The sequence below is a fragment of the Dyella amyloliquefaciens genome (genome assembly GCF_004296575.1).
GTDB lineage: Bacteria > Pseudomonadota > Gammaproteobacteria > Xanthomonadales > Rhodanobacteraceae > Dyella > Dyella amyloliquefaciens.
Window position 1 is genome coordinate 197,887 of record NZ_SAYT01000004.1, and the last position, 14,269, is coordinate 212,155.

General features: G+C 66.5%; 11 protein-coding genes. 7 read left to right on the top strand and 4 right to left on the bottom strand.

Annotation, left to right across the window (positions count from 1 at the left end):
* Window positions 1-6: 6 nt before the first annotated feature.
* Window positions 7-867 (bottom strand): alpha/beta fold hydrolase, encoded by an 861-nt coding sequence (locus EPB08_RS11235; RefSeq protein WP_130619185.1) that lies wholly within the window; start codon window positions 865-867, stop codon window positions 7-9.
* Window positions 864-1,931 (bottom strand): ferrochelatase, encoded by a 1,068-nt coding sequence (gene hemH / locus EPB08_RS11240; protein ID WP_130619186.1) that lies wholly within the window; start codon window positions 1,929-1,931, stop codon window positions 864-866. Before hemH ends, EPB08_RS11235 begins: the two co-directional genes overlap by 4 nt.
* 106 nt (window positions 1,932-2,037) lie before the next feature.
* On the opposite strand from hemH, the gene EPB08_RS11245 reads away from it, so the two are divergent.
* The 5 genes from EPB08_RS11245 (at window position 2,038) to EPB08_RS11265 (ending at window position 4,678) form a co-directional block, all read left to right on the top strand.
* Window positions 2,038-2,727, top strand: a complete 690-nt coding sequence (locus EPB08_RS11245; RefSeq protein ID WP_130619187.1) for a lipid-binding SYLF domain-containing protein — start codon at window positions 2,038-2,040, stop codon at window positions 2,725-2,727.
* 67 nt (window positions 2,728-2,794) lie between these two features.
* Window positions 2,795-3,040 carry a Sec-independent protein translocase subunit TatA gene (gene tatA, locus EPB08_RS11250; protein WP_130619188.1) on the top strand — a complete coding sequence of 82 codons (246 nt, stop codon included), beginning with the start codon at window positions 2,795-2,797 and terminating at the stop codon, window positions 3,038-3,040.
* Between the two features lie 15 nt (window positions 3,041-3,055).
* Window positions 3,056-3,451, top strand: a complete 396-nt coding sequence (gene tatB, locus EPB08_RS11255; protein ID WP_130619189.1) for a Sec-independent protein translocase protein TatB — start codon at window positions 3,056-3,058, stop codon at window positions 3,449-3,451.
* The gene (gene tatC, locus EPB08_RS11260; protein ID WP_130619190.1) at window positions 3,438-4,202 is read left to right on the top strand and encodes a twin-arginine translocase subunit TatC; all 765 of its coding nucleotides are present in this window, start codon (window positions 3,438-3,440) and stop codon (window positions 4,200-4,202) included. Before tatB ends, tatC begins: the two co-directional genes overlap by 14 nt.
* Window positions 4,199-4,678, top strand: coding sequence for a cupin domain-containing protein (locus tag EPB08_RS11265; RefSeq protein ID WP_229238314.1), 480 nt, complete (start codon window positions 4,199-4,201; stop codon window positions 4,676-4,678). The genes tatC and EPB08_RS11265 overlap by 4 nt, the downstream gene beginning before the upstream one ends.
* A gap of 556 nt (window positions 4,679-5,234) precedes the next feature.
* Here the strand turns inward: EPB08_RS11265 and EPB08_RS11270 are convergent.
* Together EPB08_RS11270 and EPB08_RS11275 are read right to left on the bottom strand one after the other, a co-directional pair.
* On the bottom strand, window positions 5,235-6,608 hold the full coding sequence (locus EPB08_RS11270; protein WP_130619191.1) for a S41 family peptidase: 1,374 nt from the start codon (window positions 6,606-6,608) through the stop codon (window positions 5,235-5,237).
* A gap of 130 nt (window positions 6,609-6,738) precedes the next feature.
* Window positions 6,739-7,941 carry a murein hydrolase activator EnvC family protein gene (locus EPB08_RS11275; RefSeq protein WP_130619192.1) on the bottom strand — a complete coding sequence of 401 codons (1,203 nt, stop codon included), beginning with the start codon at window positions 7,939-7,941 and terminating at the stop codon, window positions 6,739-6,741.
* A 387-nt stretch (window positions 7,942-8,328) separates the two neighbouring features.
* Here EPB08_RS11275 and gltB point away from each other — a divergent pair, with 387 nt between their 5' ends.
* Together gltB and EPB08_RS11285 are read left to right on the top strand one after the other, a co-directional pair.
* Window positions 8,329-12,774 carry a glutamate synthase large subunit gene (gltB, locus tag EPB08_RS11280; protein ID WP_130619193.1) on the top strand — a complete coding sequence of 1,482 codons (4,446 nt, stop codon included), beginning with the start codon at window positions 8,329-8,331 and terminating at the stop codon, window positions 12,772-12,774.
* A complete protein-coding gene (locus EPB08_RS11285; protein WP_130619194.1) occupies window positions 12,771-14,210 on the top strand; it encodes an FAD-dependent oxidoreductase in 1,440 nt (479 codons plus the stop codon). Before gltB ends, EPB08_RS11285 begins: the two co-directional genes overlap by 4 nt.
* Window positions 14,211-14,269 lie beyond the last annotated feature (59 nt).

The following is a 14,269-nucleotide window of genomic DNA, read 5'->3' on the forward strand; positions in this document are numbered from 1 at the left end:
TGTGGTTCAGGCCGGTACGCCGTCGCCGAGATGGCGGTGCGCCCAGGCTGCGACAGTATCGGGATGTTCAAGGTGCAGATGGTGCCCGCCTTGCAGCGTGCTCACCTCGATGCGACCGACGCAGGCGGCGCGTTCCTCCATCTGCGTGCGCGGCAGGTAGGGTGTGGCGGGATCGGCCAGCAGCAGCGCCGCAGGCGATTCAATGCCGCGCAACAACGCACGCACCTGGGCTTCGGGCAGGCGCAATGGTGAGGGTCGGTTGAGCCGCGGATCGCTGCGCCAGCGCCAGCCGCCGTCGGTCTCGCGCAGGCCCCGTTCCACGATGGGGCGCGCCTGTGCTGCGGGCAGCCCACTGGCGATGGTTCGCGCGCTGATCGCATGGTCGATCGAGGGGAATGCTCGCAGCGAGCGTCCCGTGGCCGACGAGGTCAACGCATCACGAAAGCGGCGCAGCGTGTGGTGCCCGTCATCGGCGATCGGGCCGATGCCTTCGATCAGCAGCAACTGCTCCACCCGTTCCGGTGTGGCGGCGGCGACCATGGCGGCGATGCCTGCACCCAGCGAATGTCCGAGCAGGCGATAGCTGGACAGCTGCAACGCTTCGGCCGCAGCCAGCACGGCGCGCACATAGTCGATGAAGTGATAGTGGGTGCCCGCCGGCAGATGGTCCGAGTGGCCATGCCCCGGCAGTTCCAGCGCAATCACCTGCCAGCGCTCGGCCAGCAGGGGAGCGAGAAAGGCATAGCTGCCGGCGTTGTCCAGCCAGCCATGCAGGGCGAGCAGCGGCGGCGCATGGTCGTCGCCCCACACCTGTGCACGCAGGCGCAGATGGGGCAGGGCGATATCGCGTTCGCGGGGTTCGGTCATGTCGAGGCTTCGTTGCCGGTGGCCGCGCCGGACGGCCAGCCGGCCATATGACGCCGCACCAGCTGGACCAGACTTTCGACCTGTCCCGGTGAATCGTTGAGCGCGGGGATGTAACGCAGCTCGCTGCCGCCGGCCTCCTTGAAGAAGTCGTGGTTCTGCATGGCGATCTCCTCGAGCGTCTCCAGGCAGTCGACAGCGAAGCCCGGGCAGGCGACATCCAGCGTCTTCACCCCCGATGTCGCCAGCTCGCGCACGGTAGCGTCGGTGTAGGGCTGCAGCCATTGTTCGCGGCCCACGCGCGACTGGAAGCTCACCACCAGCTGCGAGTCGTCCAGTTGCAGACGCTGGCGCAATGCGTGGGCGGTGGCCTGGCATTGGTCGAGGTAGGGGTCGCCGGCACGCACGTAACGCTCGGGAATGCCGTGGAAGGACAGCAGCAGGCGATCGCCGCGCCCGTGCGCAGCCCACCATTGTTCGATGCTGCGGGCCAGCGCTTCGATATGCCCGGCATCGTCGTGATAGTCGTTGACGATGCGCAGCTCCGGTGGCCAGCGCAGCGACTTCATGGCATCGGCCACGGCATCGATCACCGAACCGGTGGAGGTGGCCGAATACTGCGGATACAGCGGCAGCACCAGCAGCCGGCGGACACCTTCGCGCTGCAACTGTTTGATCTGGTGCTGCACCGATGGCTGTCCGTAGCGCATTGCCAGGGCGACGCGGACCGGCGCACCGCCATCGTGCGACAGTTCTTCCTGCAGGCGGGTGGCTAGCGCCTCGCTGCCCACGCGCAGGGGAGAGCCCTGTGCCGTCCAGATGCGCTGGTAGGCGTGGGCCGAGCGCGCGGGGCGCACGCGCAGGATCACGCCGTGCAGGATCAGCCACCACAACCAGCGCGGGTAGTCGATGACTCGGTGGTCGCCGAGAAATTCGGCCAGATACGGACGCACCGCGCTCGCCGTGGGTGCATCGGGTGTGCCGAGGTTCACCAACAGCACTGCAGCCTGAACGGCTGGGTCATGGGAATCACCGGCAGGGCCGGTATAGTCATGGCTGCGTGGCATCGTGGCGTCGGCGAGAGAAACCGCCGCAGAGTCTGCCACAAGCTGCCCAGGCTGCCGTGGACACGGTTGCCGCAGCAGCCTTCGAAATCCAGCTTCAGGAGTCATCATGTTCAAGGCATCGTTGCATCGCGTGTTGCTTGCCCTGTCGGTTCTGCTGCTGCCGGCCATGGCGGCGCACGCCGAGGATCCGCCGCTGGTCCGCGCGCAGAACTCCGTGCGCGTGCTCAACGAGATCATGCAGGCGCCCGACAAGTCGATCCCGACCGACCTGCTCAAGGAAGCCAAGGCCATCGCCGTCATCCCCGACCTGCTCAAGGTGGGCTTCGTGTTCGGTGGTCGCCGCGGCGAGGGCGTGATCTCGGTCAAGGGTCCGGACGGCACCTGGTCCAACCCCAGCTTCATCACCATGACCGGCGGCAGCGTGGGCTTCCAGGCCGGCGCCTCGTCCACCGACGTGATCCTGGTGTTCCGCACCCAGCGCGGCGTGGACTCGATAGTCAATGGCAAGTTCACCCTCGGCGCGGACGCCGCCGCCGCGGCCGGCCCGGTCGGCCGTACCGCCCAGGCCTCCACCGACAGCGACTTCAAGGCCGAGATCTACTCCTACTCGCGTTCGCGCGGCCTGTTCGCCGGCGTGGCCCTGGACGGCTCCGCCCTGCGCATCGATTACGACGCCAACGAATCGATCTACGGCAAGGGTGTGACCCCGCGCCGCATCTTCGAAGGCGGGGTCAGCAACGTTCCCAGTCAGGTGGTCGATTTCAGGGATCGCCTTGAGGAGTACACTCAGCGATGATGTGGAGCGGCGGCGCGATGGCGTGACAGCTTAGTTCCGCCGCTTAAACGTCTCTGAGGCCTGCTAAATGAGCATTACCCATCTACTTATCCTGCTCGTCGTGGTCGTGCTGATCTTCGGCACCAAGAAGCTGCGCAACATCGGCTCCGACCTCGGCGGCGCCGTGCGTGACTTCAAGAAGGGCCTGGACGGCGGCGAGGAAGGTACCTCCAAGCCGAACACCTCGAGCGATCCGAACGAGCGCCTGCGCGCCGACCCGCCGGCTGGTACGACCCAGAACCAGAGCCAGCACGACACCACCGAGCAGAAGTAAACCGGTTCGCGGTCCATGATCGAGATCAGCTTCGGCAAGCTGGTACTGCTCGCGCTCATCGCGCTGATCGTACTCGGCCCGGAAAAACTGCCGCACGCCGCCCGTACGGCGGGCGCGTTGCTGCGTCGTGTGCGTACCGGCTGGGACAGCGTGCGCGCGGAGGTGGAGCGCGAGCTGCAGGTGGAGGAGATCCGCCGCCAGGCCAAGGAGGCAGCGGATCGTGCTCACGCCGCCCAGGCCGAGCTCGACGAGACCCTGCGCAAGATGCGGCCCAACGGCGACGCACCCGCGCCGGCTTCCTCCGAGCCCTCTCCCGCGCCTGCACCGGTCGACGAACCGGTCGTGACCGCCACCATGGCGGACGCTTCCAGCGTCGCGCCGACCAAGGAGTCTTCGCATGGCGGCGCCTGAGCTGGATGGTCCGGATGACGGCGGCCTCGAGGAAGGCCTGTTCTCGCACCTGATCGAGCTGCGCTCGCGCCTGATGCGGGCCATCGTCGCCGTATTGGTGGTGCTGGCGGCGCTGATTCCATTCGCCAACCGCCTGTATACCGAGCTGGCCGCACCACTGGTGTCGCGCCTGCCGCAGGGTGCCCACCTGATCGCGACCGAAGTGGCCAGTCCGTTCGTAACGCCGTTGAAGCTGGCGTTCTATGCGGCCTTGTTCATCGCGATGCCGGTGGTGGTGTACCAGTTGTGGGCCTTCGTGCGCCCCGGTCTCTACCGCAACGAGAAGCGGCTGGCGCGCCCGTTGCTGGTGGCCGCGCTGTTCCTGTTCTATCTGGGCTGCGCGTTTGCCTATTTCCTGGTGCTGCCCGCCGCGTTCCGCTTCCTCACGGCAGTGACGCCGCAGGGCGTGGAAATGATGACGGACATCACGCATTACCTCGACTTCGTGATGCTGATGTTCTTCGCCTTCGGCCTGTGCTTCGAGGTGCCGGTGGCGGTGGTGATCCTCGCCGCGATCGGCGTGGTGAACCTGGAGCAGCTGCGTAACGGCAGGCGCTACGCCATCGTGGGCGCATTCGCCATTGCGGCCTTCATCACGCCGCCGGACATCACCTCGATGATCATGCTGGCCGTTCCGATGTGCCTCCTGTATGAGCTCGGCGTGCTGGCCGTGCGCTGGCTGCTCAAGCCCGCGCCTGCGGAGGCGTCGTGAGCGACGCGGTCGCCCGCGTCGGAGAGCTGAAGGACTCGCTGCAACTGCAGCCGCACGTCGAAGGTGGCTATTACCGCCGCTTCCATCCCGCCAAGGCTGCGGATGGCAACACCAGTGCTCGTCATGCGATGAGTGCCATCCACTATCTGCTCGAGCATGGCCAGTTCAGTAGCTGGCATCGGGTCGACGCGGAAGAAGCCTGGCATTTCGTCGAGGGCGAGCCGCTGGAGCTGCTCATCTACAATCCGGCCTGCAACCGGCTTGAGCGTCATTGTCTGGGGCCGCTTAACGGTGACAACCGTTCCGTGGCCGTGGTGCCGGCTGGTGCCTGGCAGGCCGCGCGGCCGCTCGGGCGCTATGCGCTGGTGACCTGCATGGTGGCACCTGGGTTCGAATACGAGGGATTCGAACTGTTGGCGGAGAGTGATCCGCTGGCGGGGCATTTGGCGGGGTTGGTGCCGGAAATCGGGTTTTAGGCGTCGTGGACAATTTCCAGCAGGTCGTCTTCACAAGACACGCGACGTTCTAAGCCCTCATCGCCATGGCGCGTTGCGGTTTGGCCGTACCCTTGGAGGTAGCACGTCCCTGGTTCGGCTTGCACCGGTCATCCGACGCTCCTATCCCCCATAACGCTAAGAGCTCTGGCTCTAAAGGCCGTTTTCTTTGGGTTACTTTTCTTTTGGGCCAGCAAAAGAAAAGTGACTCGAGCGCCGGCAGGGGATCGAAACGCCCGCCGCGTAGGCGGCACCCTGGCGGTAGCGCATCAGGCAGAAGCGCGAGGCGCTGGCTCGCGGCTTACGCTGAAGGCCGAGGCGAGAACCGCACCCTCTCCCCAGCCCTCTCCCGAAGGGAGAGGGAGTGACAGCTCGCGTCATGGAGGGTGTTCACGCCGGTCGCCTTTTGGATTGCACCGGAACTAAGGTGCAGGCGGCACGAGTGCAGACTGCGTTCCCACCGGGAAGGATGGAGCGCAGTAGCGGACGCAAACCAAACTCGCGACGCTTGCTATGGGGCGCCAGGGGAACGAAAAACTCAGTGCTTGCTCGGCGTCGTCGCCGCAGCCGCCGGCACCCCACGATTCAACGCCAAACCCTTCAACACATTCAGCGCCTGCGACAACGCGTAGTCCTGCGTCGCCAGCTTGGCATTCTCGGCGCTGCCGTCGTTGTCGATGTCCTTGCCGCCCTTGGAGCCGTCTTCGTTGGCGAGGTGGTTGGGCAGGTCGGCTTCGGAGGCGATCAGGCTCGGCGGGCTGTCGGCCTTGTTGACCGAGAGATCGGCCAGGGCGATGTCAGGCTTGATGCCTTCGGCCTGGATCGAGGTGCCGTTCGGGGTGTAGTAGCGCGCGGTGGTGATCTTTACCGCGTGGTCCGCGTCCAGCGGCAGCACGGTCTGCACCACGCCCTTGCCGAAGGTGCGGCGGCCGATGATCAGGGCGCGGCGGTTGTCCTTCAGCGCGCCGGAAACGATCTCGGCGGCGGAAGCGGTGCCGTTGTCCACCAGTACCACCATCGGTGCGCCGTGGAGCAGGTCGCCCGCGTGCGCTTCGAAACTGAGGTTGGAGTCCTGCAGGCGGCCGCGCGTGGTGACGATGGTGCCCGAATCCAGGAAGTCGTCGCTGACGCCCACCGCAGCGGTGAGCAGGCCGCCCGGGTTGGAACGCAGGTCGAGGATCGCGCCCTTCTGCGGGCCGTTCTTGCGGACCAGCTCGGCCAGCTTCTTCTCCAGGTCCGGCGCGGTGTCGTCCTGGAACTGGCTGATGCGGATATAGGCGTAGCCCGGCTCGATCTCGCGTGTCTTAACGCTGGTGACGGAGATGCGCTCGCGCACCATCGGCATATCGATCGGCTTGTCGCTCTTCTCGTGCAGGATGGTGAGGGTGATCTTGCTGCCCGGGTCCCCGCGCAGTTCCTTGAACATCTCGTCGATGTTGTCGGCATCCACCGGCTTGCCGTTGATCTTCACGATGGTGTCGCCCGGCTTGATGCCGGCCCGCGCGGCAGGCGTGTCGTCGATGGGGGCGACGATGCGCAGCGTGCCGTCCACCTGCAGCACCTCGATGCCGAGGCCGCCGTACTGGCCGGTGGTGTCCTCGTTGAGTTCGGCCAGGCCGTCCTTGTCCAGGTATTCGCTGTGCGGATCCAGGCCGCTGAGCATGCCGCTGATGGCGGCCTTCATCAGGGTCTTGTTGTCCACCGGCTCCACGTAGGCCTGGCGCACGATCTCGTAGACGCGGCTGAAGTTGCGCACGTCGTCGAGGTCCAGGCGGTCCGGTACGGAGCTGGCCGGCGCAAGGGCGGCGGCGGTGGGGGTCGCGGAAGACTTGGCGCCGTTGGGCGCGGTCTGGGCCTGTGCCAGCGGCGCCGCCAACAGCAGGGCGGCCAGACTCAAGGTGGAAAACCGCATGGTAGGGAGGACTCCGGGGAACCGAGGGAAACGCCACCGGCGAGCAGCGCAGTGCTGCTTGGACCGCCGGATCGCGTTGGAATTCAATGTCATGTCGCGGAGATTAGCCTGCGACGCCGCGTAGCCGGCGTCAATGTCGCTGGCTCAACCATGTGCGCGGATCGACGGGTTTGTTGTTCTGGCGCAGCTCGAAGTAGACACCGGTATTGACCCCGGTGGGTGCGCTGGCCGTACCTACTGCCTCGCCGGCTGCCACCTGGTCGCCCACGCCGTGCAGCAGGGTTTCGTTGTTGCCGTACATGCTCAGCCAGCCGTTGCCGTGGCTGAGGATGACCAGCATGCCGTAGCCGCGCAGGAAGGCCGCGTACACCACCTTGCCGCTGGACACCGCGCGCACCTCGCTGCCGCCCGGCGCCTTGATCAGCACGCCGCTGCCGTAGGTGTTGACCGTGCCGCTGGCCGGCCAGGGCAGGTTGCCACGGATGTTCACCAGCCCCTTGCCCGGGGGCGGCGCGGCGCTGCCCGCATTGGCCTTCGCGGCGGCGCGCTCGGCCTCGCGGGCTGCTTCCTCGATGGCCTTCTGCAGCTTGTCGACCAGCTGGTTCAGCGAGGCCTCGTTCTGCTTCAGGGCGGCCAGCCTGGCGCCCTGGTCCTTGTACTGGGCGTCGGTGTCGGCCACCAGCTTGGCCTGGCTGGCTCGCTGCTGCTCCAGGGTCTTGGCCTGGGTCTCGCGTTCGACGCGACTGGCCTGCAGGGTCTGCTTTTCCGCCGAGATCTGCGTCTCCAGGTCTTGCAGTTTGGCCAGGTCGCCCATCAGCTTCTGCACCCGGGCCACGCGGTCTTCCTGGAAATACTTGGAGTAGGCCAGGGCCTGGGCGATGCGGGCCACATCGTCATCGCCCATCAGCAGGCGCAGGTCCGAGCCCTGGCCCAGCGCATAGGTGGCGCGCAGCAGGTCAGCAATGGCGGCGCGCTGGCCTTCGAGGCTCTTCTGCAATTCGCCGCGCTGGGTCTCCAGTCCGTCCAGTTCCTTCTGCTTGGCCGTCAGCTGAGTGTCGGTATCGCGCACCGCCTTGGCGGCGGTCGCCACGGCATTGGCCTGCTTGGCCAGTTCGGCGGTGGCGCTGTCGCGCTTGGCGGCCGTCTCGGCCTGCTCCTTGGCGAGCGCTTCCATCCTGCTGTGGATATCCGAGAGCTTTTTCTGCGCCTCGGCCTGCTCCGCGCGCGTCTTGCTGTCCTGCGCCGCCCAGGCGGGCAGGGTCAACAGGGAGAGCAGGATGGCGCCGGTCATGGCACGGGCGAGGGGGCGGGCACGACGGACTGGTATGGGCATCGGCCGATTATCACAGAGCGCGATGACGGCGCGCGAGCCGGCATGGATCGGGGCGCCATGGCGAGCAGGCACGGTCTGGGCGTCAGCCCATGCTTTTCACTGGTATGCCCGGCTGTGATTTCGAGGACAGCCGATGACATCCATCGGCAATGCCGTGTCGCATGTCCGAATGACCTGAGCGCGCACCGAGCCACCGTGACGCGGGTGATGCGCATGGATGTCCTGCGGACAAAATTGCTTCCAGTTGAAACTTTCATTTGGACGTAAAGATGTCTTTGACGCGACGCACCAATTGTGTTTTAGTCGAGGCCACACCTGGATACGTGGCAGCGGTGCCTTTGGCGCCGTTGGGACGACGTGTCTGTACCCATCAGCCGGGGAGGCGAGATGGCGCGAGCACTACCAGCGACGCTTTACGACGCTGCGTTCGAGCACGACAGCTGTGGTTTTGGTCTGGTCGCTAATATCGACGGTCATGCCAGTGCATGGGTGGTAGACACCGCGTTCACCGCGCTGGCCAAACTTTCCCATCGCGGCGGCATCAATGCCGACGGCGTCAGCGGCGACGGCTGCGGCGTGCTCTTTCATCGTCCGCTGGTATGGCTCAAAGCGTTGGCAGGTGAGGCCGGCATCACGCTGGGCAAGCAGTTCGCCGCGGGTGTGGTGTTCCTCGATCCCTCGGGTGGCGAAGAAGCCGCGGCGACGTTCGAAGGCTATCTGCGCGAGGAAGGCCTGCGTGTGGCGGGCTGGCGCGACGTCGAGGTGAATGCCGAGGCGTGCGGGCCGCTTGCCGCTGCCGCCAAGCCGCGTGTGCGCCAGGTGTTCGTCGAACCCTCCACGGCCATCGATGACGCCGGCTTCGAGCGCGCGCTGTTCCGCGCGCGCCGCCGCGCGGAGGTGGCGCTGGCGAACGATCCTCACTTCTATGTGGTGACCCTGTCGTCGCAGGTCGTGGGTTACAAGGCCATGGCTGCGCCGGGCCGCCTGCGCGAAGTGTTTGCCGATCTCACGCATCCGGCGCTGAGCGCCGATGCGGTGGTGTTCCATCAGCGCTATTCCACCAATACGACCCCGCAGTGGCGCCTGGCGCAGCCGTTCCGGCTGCTCGCGCACAACGGCGAGATCAACACCATCCGCGCGAATCGCCGCTGGATGCAGTCGCGCGAATCCATCCTGCATTCGCCGCTGGTGGATCTTTCCGACATCGGGCCCCTGGTGCGCCAGACCGGTTCCGATTCGGAAAGCCTCGACAACGCACTGGAAGTCCTGATTGCCGGCGGTCTCGACCTGATCGCCGCGATGCGCGTGCTGGTACCGCCGGCGTTCGCCGCCCGCGAAGGCATCGACGAAGACCTCGCCGCGTTCTACGAGTACTACGCGCTGCACAGCGAACCCTGGGACGGTCCGGCCGGACTGGTGATGTGCGACGGCCATTACGCGGCCTGCACGCTGGATCGCAACGGCCTGCGCCCCGCGCGCTGGGCGCTGTCGGCGGACAACCATCTCATCGTCGCTTCCGAAGCCGGCCTGTGGGACGTGCCGTCGTCTCAGGTGATCGCCAAGGGTCGCCTCGCCCCGGGCGAGATGATCGCGGTGGACCTCAAGGAGCATCGCCTGCTGCGCGATGCCGATATCGACGACATCAATCGCAAGCGCGCGCCGTTCCGCGACTGGCTGCGCGCGGGCGTGAGCTATCTCGAATCCGATCTGATCGATCCTTCGCTGGCGGCCGAGCCACTGCCGCAGGACGAGCTGCGCCGCTACCAGAAGCTGTACGGCCTCTCGCGCGAAGAGCGCGAAACCGTGCTCAAGGCGATTGTCGAACTGGAGCAGGAGGCGACCGGCTCCATGGGCGATGACACGCCGGTCGCGGCGATGTCGCGCCAGGTGCGTCCGCTGTTCGACCGCTTCCGCCAAGCCTTCGCGCAGGTGACCAATCCGCCGATCGATCCGCTGCGCGAGAAGCTGGTGATGTCGCTGGTGACGCAGATCGGCCCCGAAAGCAACGTGTTCGATCTCACGCCCGAGAACGCGAAGCAGATCCTGATCAATTCGCCGGTGCTCTCGCAGCGCAAGCTGCGCCAGCTGCTGGCCTTGCCGCAGTTCGTGGGCACGCCGCGCTTCGATCTGATGTATGCGCCGGAAGAAGGCCTGGAAGCCGCGCTGCGCCGCCTCTGCCGCGAGGTGGAGAAGGCCGTGCGAGAGGGCTGTCAGCTAGTGTTCCTGAGCGACCGCTATCCGCACAAGGATCTGTTGCCGATCCACTCGCAGCTGGCGGTGGGTGCGGTGCATGCGCATCTCATCGACAAGGCGCTGCGCTGCCAGTGCAACATCCTGGTGGAAACCGCGACGCCGCGTGACCCGCACCAGTTCGCCTGCCTGCTCGGTTTCGGCGCTACCGCGATCTATCCGTGGCTGGCTTACCAGAGCCTGTTCGAACTGGGACGCGAAGGTCATATCGCCAGCGACCGTTTCGAGATCGGCCGCAGCTATCGCCGTGGTATCCGCAAGGGCCTGCTGAAGATCCTGTCGAAGATGGGCATCTCCACCGTGGCCGGCTATCGCGGCGCGCAGCTGTTCGAGATCGTCGGCCTGGCACCTGAAGTGGTGGAGCTGTGCTTCCCGGGAACGCCGTCGCGTATCGGTGGCGCCAGCTTCGAGGACCTGGAGAGCGACCAGCGCCTGCTGGCGGCCGAGGCATGGAGCGATGCCTTGCCGCTGCGCGCCGGTGGCCTTTACAAGTTCGTGTACGGTGGCGAATACCACATGTACAACCCGGACGTGATCGGCAGCCTGCAACGTGCCGTGCGCACGGGTGAGGCGAGCGACTACCGCGCCTACGCCAACTTCGTCGACCATCGACCGCCGTCGGCGCTGCGCGACCTGCTGTCGCCGCGTCCGCTGCGTGAATCGATTCCGTTGGATGAAGTGGAGTCGGTCGAACACATCCTGCGTCGCTTCGACTCGGCCGGCATGTCGCTGGGCGCGTTGTCGCCCGAGGCGCATGAGTCGCTCGCCATCGCGATGAATCGCCTTGGTGCGCGCAGCAATTCCGGCGAGGGTGGCGAGGACCCGGCGCGCTACGGCACCGAGAAGACCTCGAAGATCAAGCAGGTCGCCTCGGGCCGCTTCGGCGTCACGCCGCAGTACCTGGTGAACGCCGAGGTACTGCAGATCAAGATCGCGCAGGGCGCCAAGCCCGGCGAAGGCGGCCAGCTGCCCGGCCACAAGGTGGACAGCACCATCGCGCGCCTGCGTTACGCCAAGCCCGGCATCGGCCTGATCTCGCCGCCGCCGCATCACGACATCTATTCGATCGAAGATCTCGCCGAGCTGATCCACGACCTCAAGGAAGTGAATCCCGAGGCGTTGATCTCGGTGAAGCTGGTGAGCCATGCCGGCGTGGGCACCGTGGCCGCGGGCGTGGTGAAGGCGGGTGCCGATCTCATCACGGTGAGCGGCCATGATGGCGGCACGGGTGCCAGCCCGCTGACTTCCATCAAGTACGCCGGCACACCGTGGGAACTTGGTCTTGCCGAAACGCAGCAGACCCTTCGCCGCAATGACCTGCGTGGCCGCGTGCGCCTGCAGACCGATGGCGGCCTGAAGACCGGCCTCGACGTGGTGAAGGCTGCGCTGCTCGGTGCGGAAAGCTTCGGCTTCGGCACTGGCCCGATGGTGGCGCTGGGTTGCAAGTACCTGCGCATCTGCCATCTCAACAATTGCGCCACCGGCGTGGCCACGCAGCATCCCGTGCTGCGCAAGGATCATTTCGTCGGCCTGCCGGAAATGGTGATGAATTATTTCCGCTTCATCGCCGAGGACGTGCGAGCGCATCTGGCACGCCTGGGAGCGCGTAGCCTGGACGAACTCATCGGCCGTGCCGACCTGCTGGAACAGGTCGATGGCACCACGCCGGTGCAGCACAAGCTCGACCTGCAGCCGCTGCTGGGCGATGCGGCGCTGGCGGCCAATGTCGATTTCGCCTGCACGCTGGCACGCAATCCCATGCGTGACGACGCGGCGCTCGCCACGCGCATCGACGAGGCGGCCCGTGATGCGGTGGCCAGTCGGACGGGCGGTGAGTTTGCTTTCGATATCGCCAATACCGATCGTGCCATTGGCGCCCGCTTGTCCGGTGCCGTCGCACGACTGTGGGGCGACCACGGCATGGACCTGCATCCGGTCATGCTCAAGCTCCGTGGCGCGGCGGGCCAGAGTCTTGGCGCGTGGAATGCCGGTGGCGTGCACATCGATCTGACCGGCGAAGCGAACGATGGCGTCGGCAAAGGCATGGCCGGCGGTCGCATCGTGGTGCGTCCGCCCGCCGATTCGCCGTTCGCGACACAGGATGCGGCCATCATCGGCAACACCTGCCTGTATGGCGCCACCGACGGCGAACTGTATGCCGCAGGCCGTGCCGGCGAGCGCTTCGCCGTGCGCAACTCCGGCGCGTTGGCGGTGGTGGAAGGCGCGGGCGATCACTGCTGCGAATACATGACCGGCGGCGTGGTCGCGGTGCTCGGCAAGGTCGGCCTCAACTTCGGTGCCGGCATGACGGGTGGTTTCGCCTACGTGCTCGACATCGAACGCACCTTCGTCGACTGTTACAACCACGAGCTGGTAGACATCCTGCGCATCTCGCCCGAGGGCATGGAGCACTACATGCAGCATCTGCGTGGCCTGGTGGCGCGGCACGTCGAGCTGACCGGCAGTGACTGGGGGCGCCGCATCCTCGCGGACTTCCGTGGCCTGCAATACAAGTTCTGGCTGGTGAAGCCGAAGGCAGCGAGCCTGGCGGCACTGGCGGAAGAATTGAGGAGCGCGGCATGAGCGAGAAGGATTTCCAGTTCCTCAGTATCACGCGGCAGACACCGCGCACGGTGCCGGTATCGATCCGCGTGCTCGGTTACGGCGAGATTGCCGGCGACTTCGCCAACGCTCAGGCCGGCACCCAGGCGGAGCGCTGTATCGATTGCGGCAACCCGTACTGCGAGCATGCCTGCCCGGTCCACAACTACATCCCCAACTGGCTGAAGCTGGTGCAGGAAGGTCGCCTGCTCGAGGCGGCCACGTTGATGCACGAGACCAACCCGTTGCCGGAGATCTGTGGCCGCGTGTGCCCGCAGGATCGCCTGTGCGAAGGCGCATGCACGCTGGAGCAGACCTCGTTCGGCGCGGTGACCATCGGCAGCATCGAGCGCTGGGTGACCGACGAGGCTTTCCGCCAGGGCTGGCGCCCGGATCTTTCGGCGGTACACGAGACCGGCAAGCGCGTGGCCATCATCGGAGCGGGGCCCGCGGGCCTCGCCTGCGCCGACCGCCTGCGTCGCGCCGGCATCGCGGCGGACGTCTACGATCGCCAGAGCGAGATCGGTGGGCTGCTGACCTTCGGTATCCCACCTTTCAAGCTGGATAAAGGCGTGGTGCGCACGCGTCGCGACGTGCTCGAGGGCATGGGCGTACGCTTCCTGCTCAACCGGGAAGTGGGTCGCGACGTCGAGTTCGGCCAGTTGCTGGACGAATACGACGCGGTGTTTGTCGGTACCGGCGCCTATACCTACGTGGATGCACAGCTGCCGGGTCGCGAGCTGCACGGCGTGCACGATGCCCTGCCGTTCCTGATCGCCAATACCGAGCGCCTGCTGCGCGACGAGGCCATCACGCCCTCGTTCGACTTCCGCGGCAAGCATGTGGTGGTGCTCGGCGGCGGCGATACCGGCATGGACTGCAACCGCACGGCCATTCGTCTCGGCGCGGCGAGCGTCACCTGCGTGTATCGCCGCGACGAGGCGAACATGCCCGGTTCGGCGCGCGAGGTGAACTACAGCCGCGAGGAAGGCGTGAACTTCCTGTTCCAGCGCCAGCCGCTGGAAATCCTCGGCGGCGCGCGCGGCACCGTGCGTGGTGTGCGCGTAGTGGAAACCGCGCTGGTCGACGATGGCTCGGGCCGACTGCGTCCGCAGAACGTGGCGGGCTCGGAGTACGTGATCGACGCGGACGTGGTGATCCAGTCCTTCGGCTTCCTGCCGAGCCCGCCGGACTGGCTGCGTACGCACGGGGTGGCGTTGGACAAGACGGGTCGCGTGGTAACGGGCGCCAACGGCGCGCTGCCACACCAGACCAGCCACACGCAGATCTTCGCCGGCGGCGACAACGTGCGTGGTGCGGATCTGGTGGTGCGTGCGGTATACGACGGTCGCGAGGCGGCGGGCTCCATCGTGCGGATGCTGCAGCAGGTGGACGCACCGGTGCTGGCGCACGCCTGAAGGCGTGCGCCCCAGCGCCAAGGCCTGTGTGGGAGCGCACCCTGTGCGCGATAAGCCTG

Coding starts and splice junctions, on each gene's coding strand:
- EPB08_RS11245 (WP_130619187.1), top strand. CDS start 2,038: ATGTTCAAGGCATCGTTGCATCGCGTGTTGCTTGCCCTGTCGGTTCTG.
- hemH (WP_130619186.1), bottom strand. CDS start 1,931: ATGCCACGCAGCCATGACTATACCGGCCCTGCCGGTGATTCCCATGAC.
- tatA (WP_130619188.1), top strand. CDS start 2,795: ATGAGCATTACCCATCTACTTATCCTGCTCGTCGTGGTCGTGCTGATC.
- EPB08_RS11285 (WP_130619194.1), top strand. CDS start 12,771: ATGAGCGAGAAGGATTTCCAGTTCCTCAGTATCACGCGGCAGACACCG.
- EPB08_RS11275 (WP_130619192.1), bottom strand. CDS start 7,941: ATGCCCATACCAGTCCGTCGTGCCCGCCCCCTCGCCCGTGCCATGACC.
- tatB (WP_130619189.1), top strand. CDS start 3,056: ATGATCGAGATCAGCTTCGGCAAGCTGGTACTGCTCGCGCTCATCGCG.
- tatC (WP_130619190.1), top strand. CDS start 3,438: ATGGCGGCGCCTGAGCTGGATGGTCCGGATGACGGCGGCCTCGAGGAA.
- EPB08_RS11270 (WP_130619191.1), bottom strand. CDS start 6,608: ATGCGGTTTTCCACCTTGAGTCTGGCCGCCCTGCTGTTGGCGGCGCCG.
- EPB08_RS11235 (WP_130619185.1), bottom strand. CDS start 867: ATGACCGAACCCCGCGAACGCGATATCGCCCTGCCCCATCTGCGCCTG.
- gltB (WP_130619193.1), top strand. CDS start 8,329: ATGGCGCGAGCACTACCAGCGACGCTTTACGACGCTGCGTTCGAGCAC.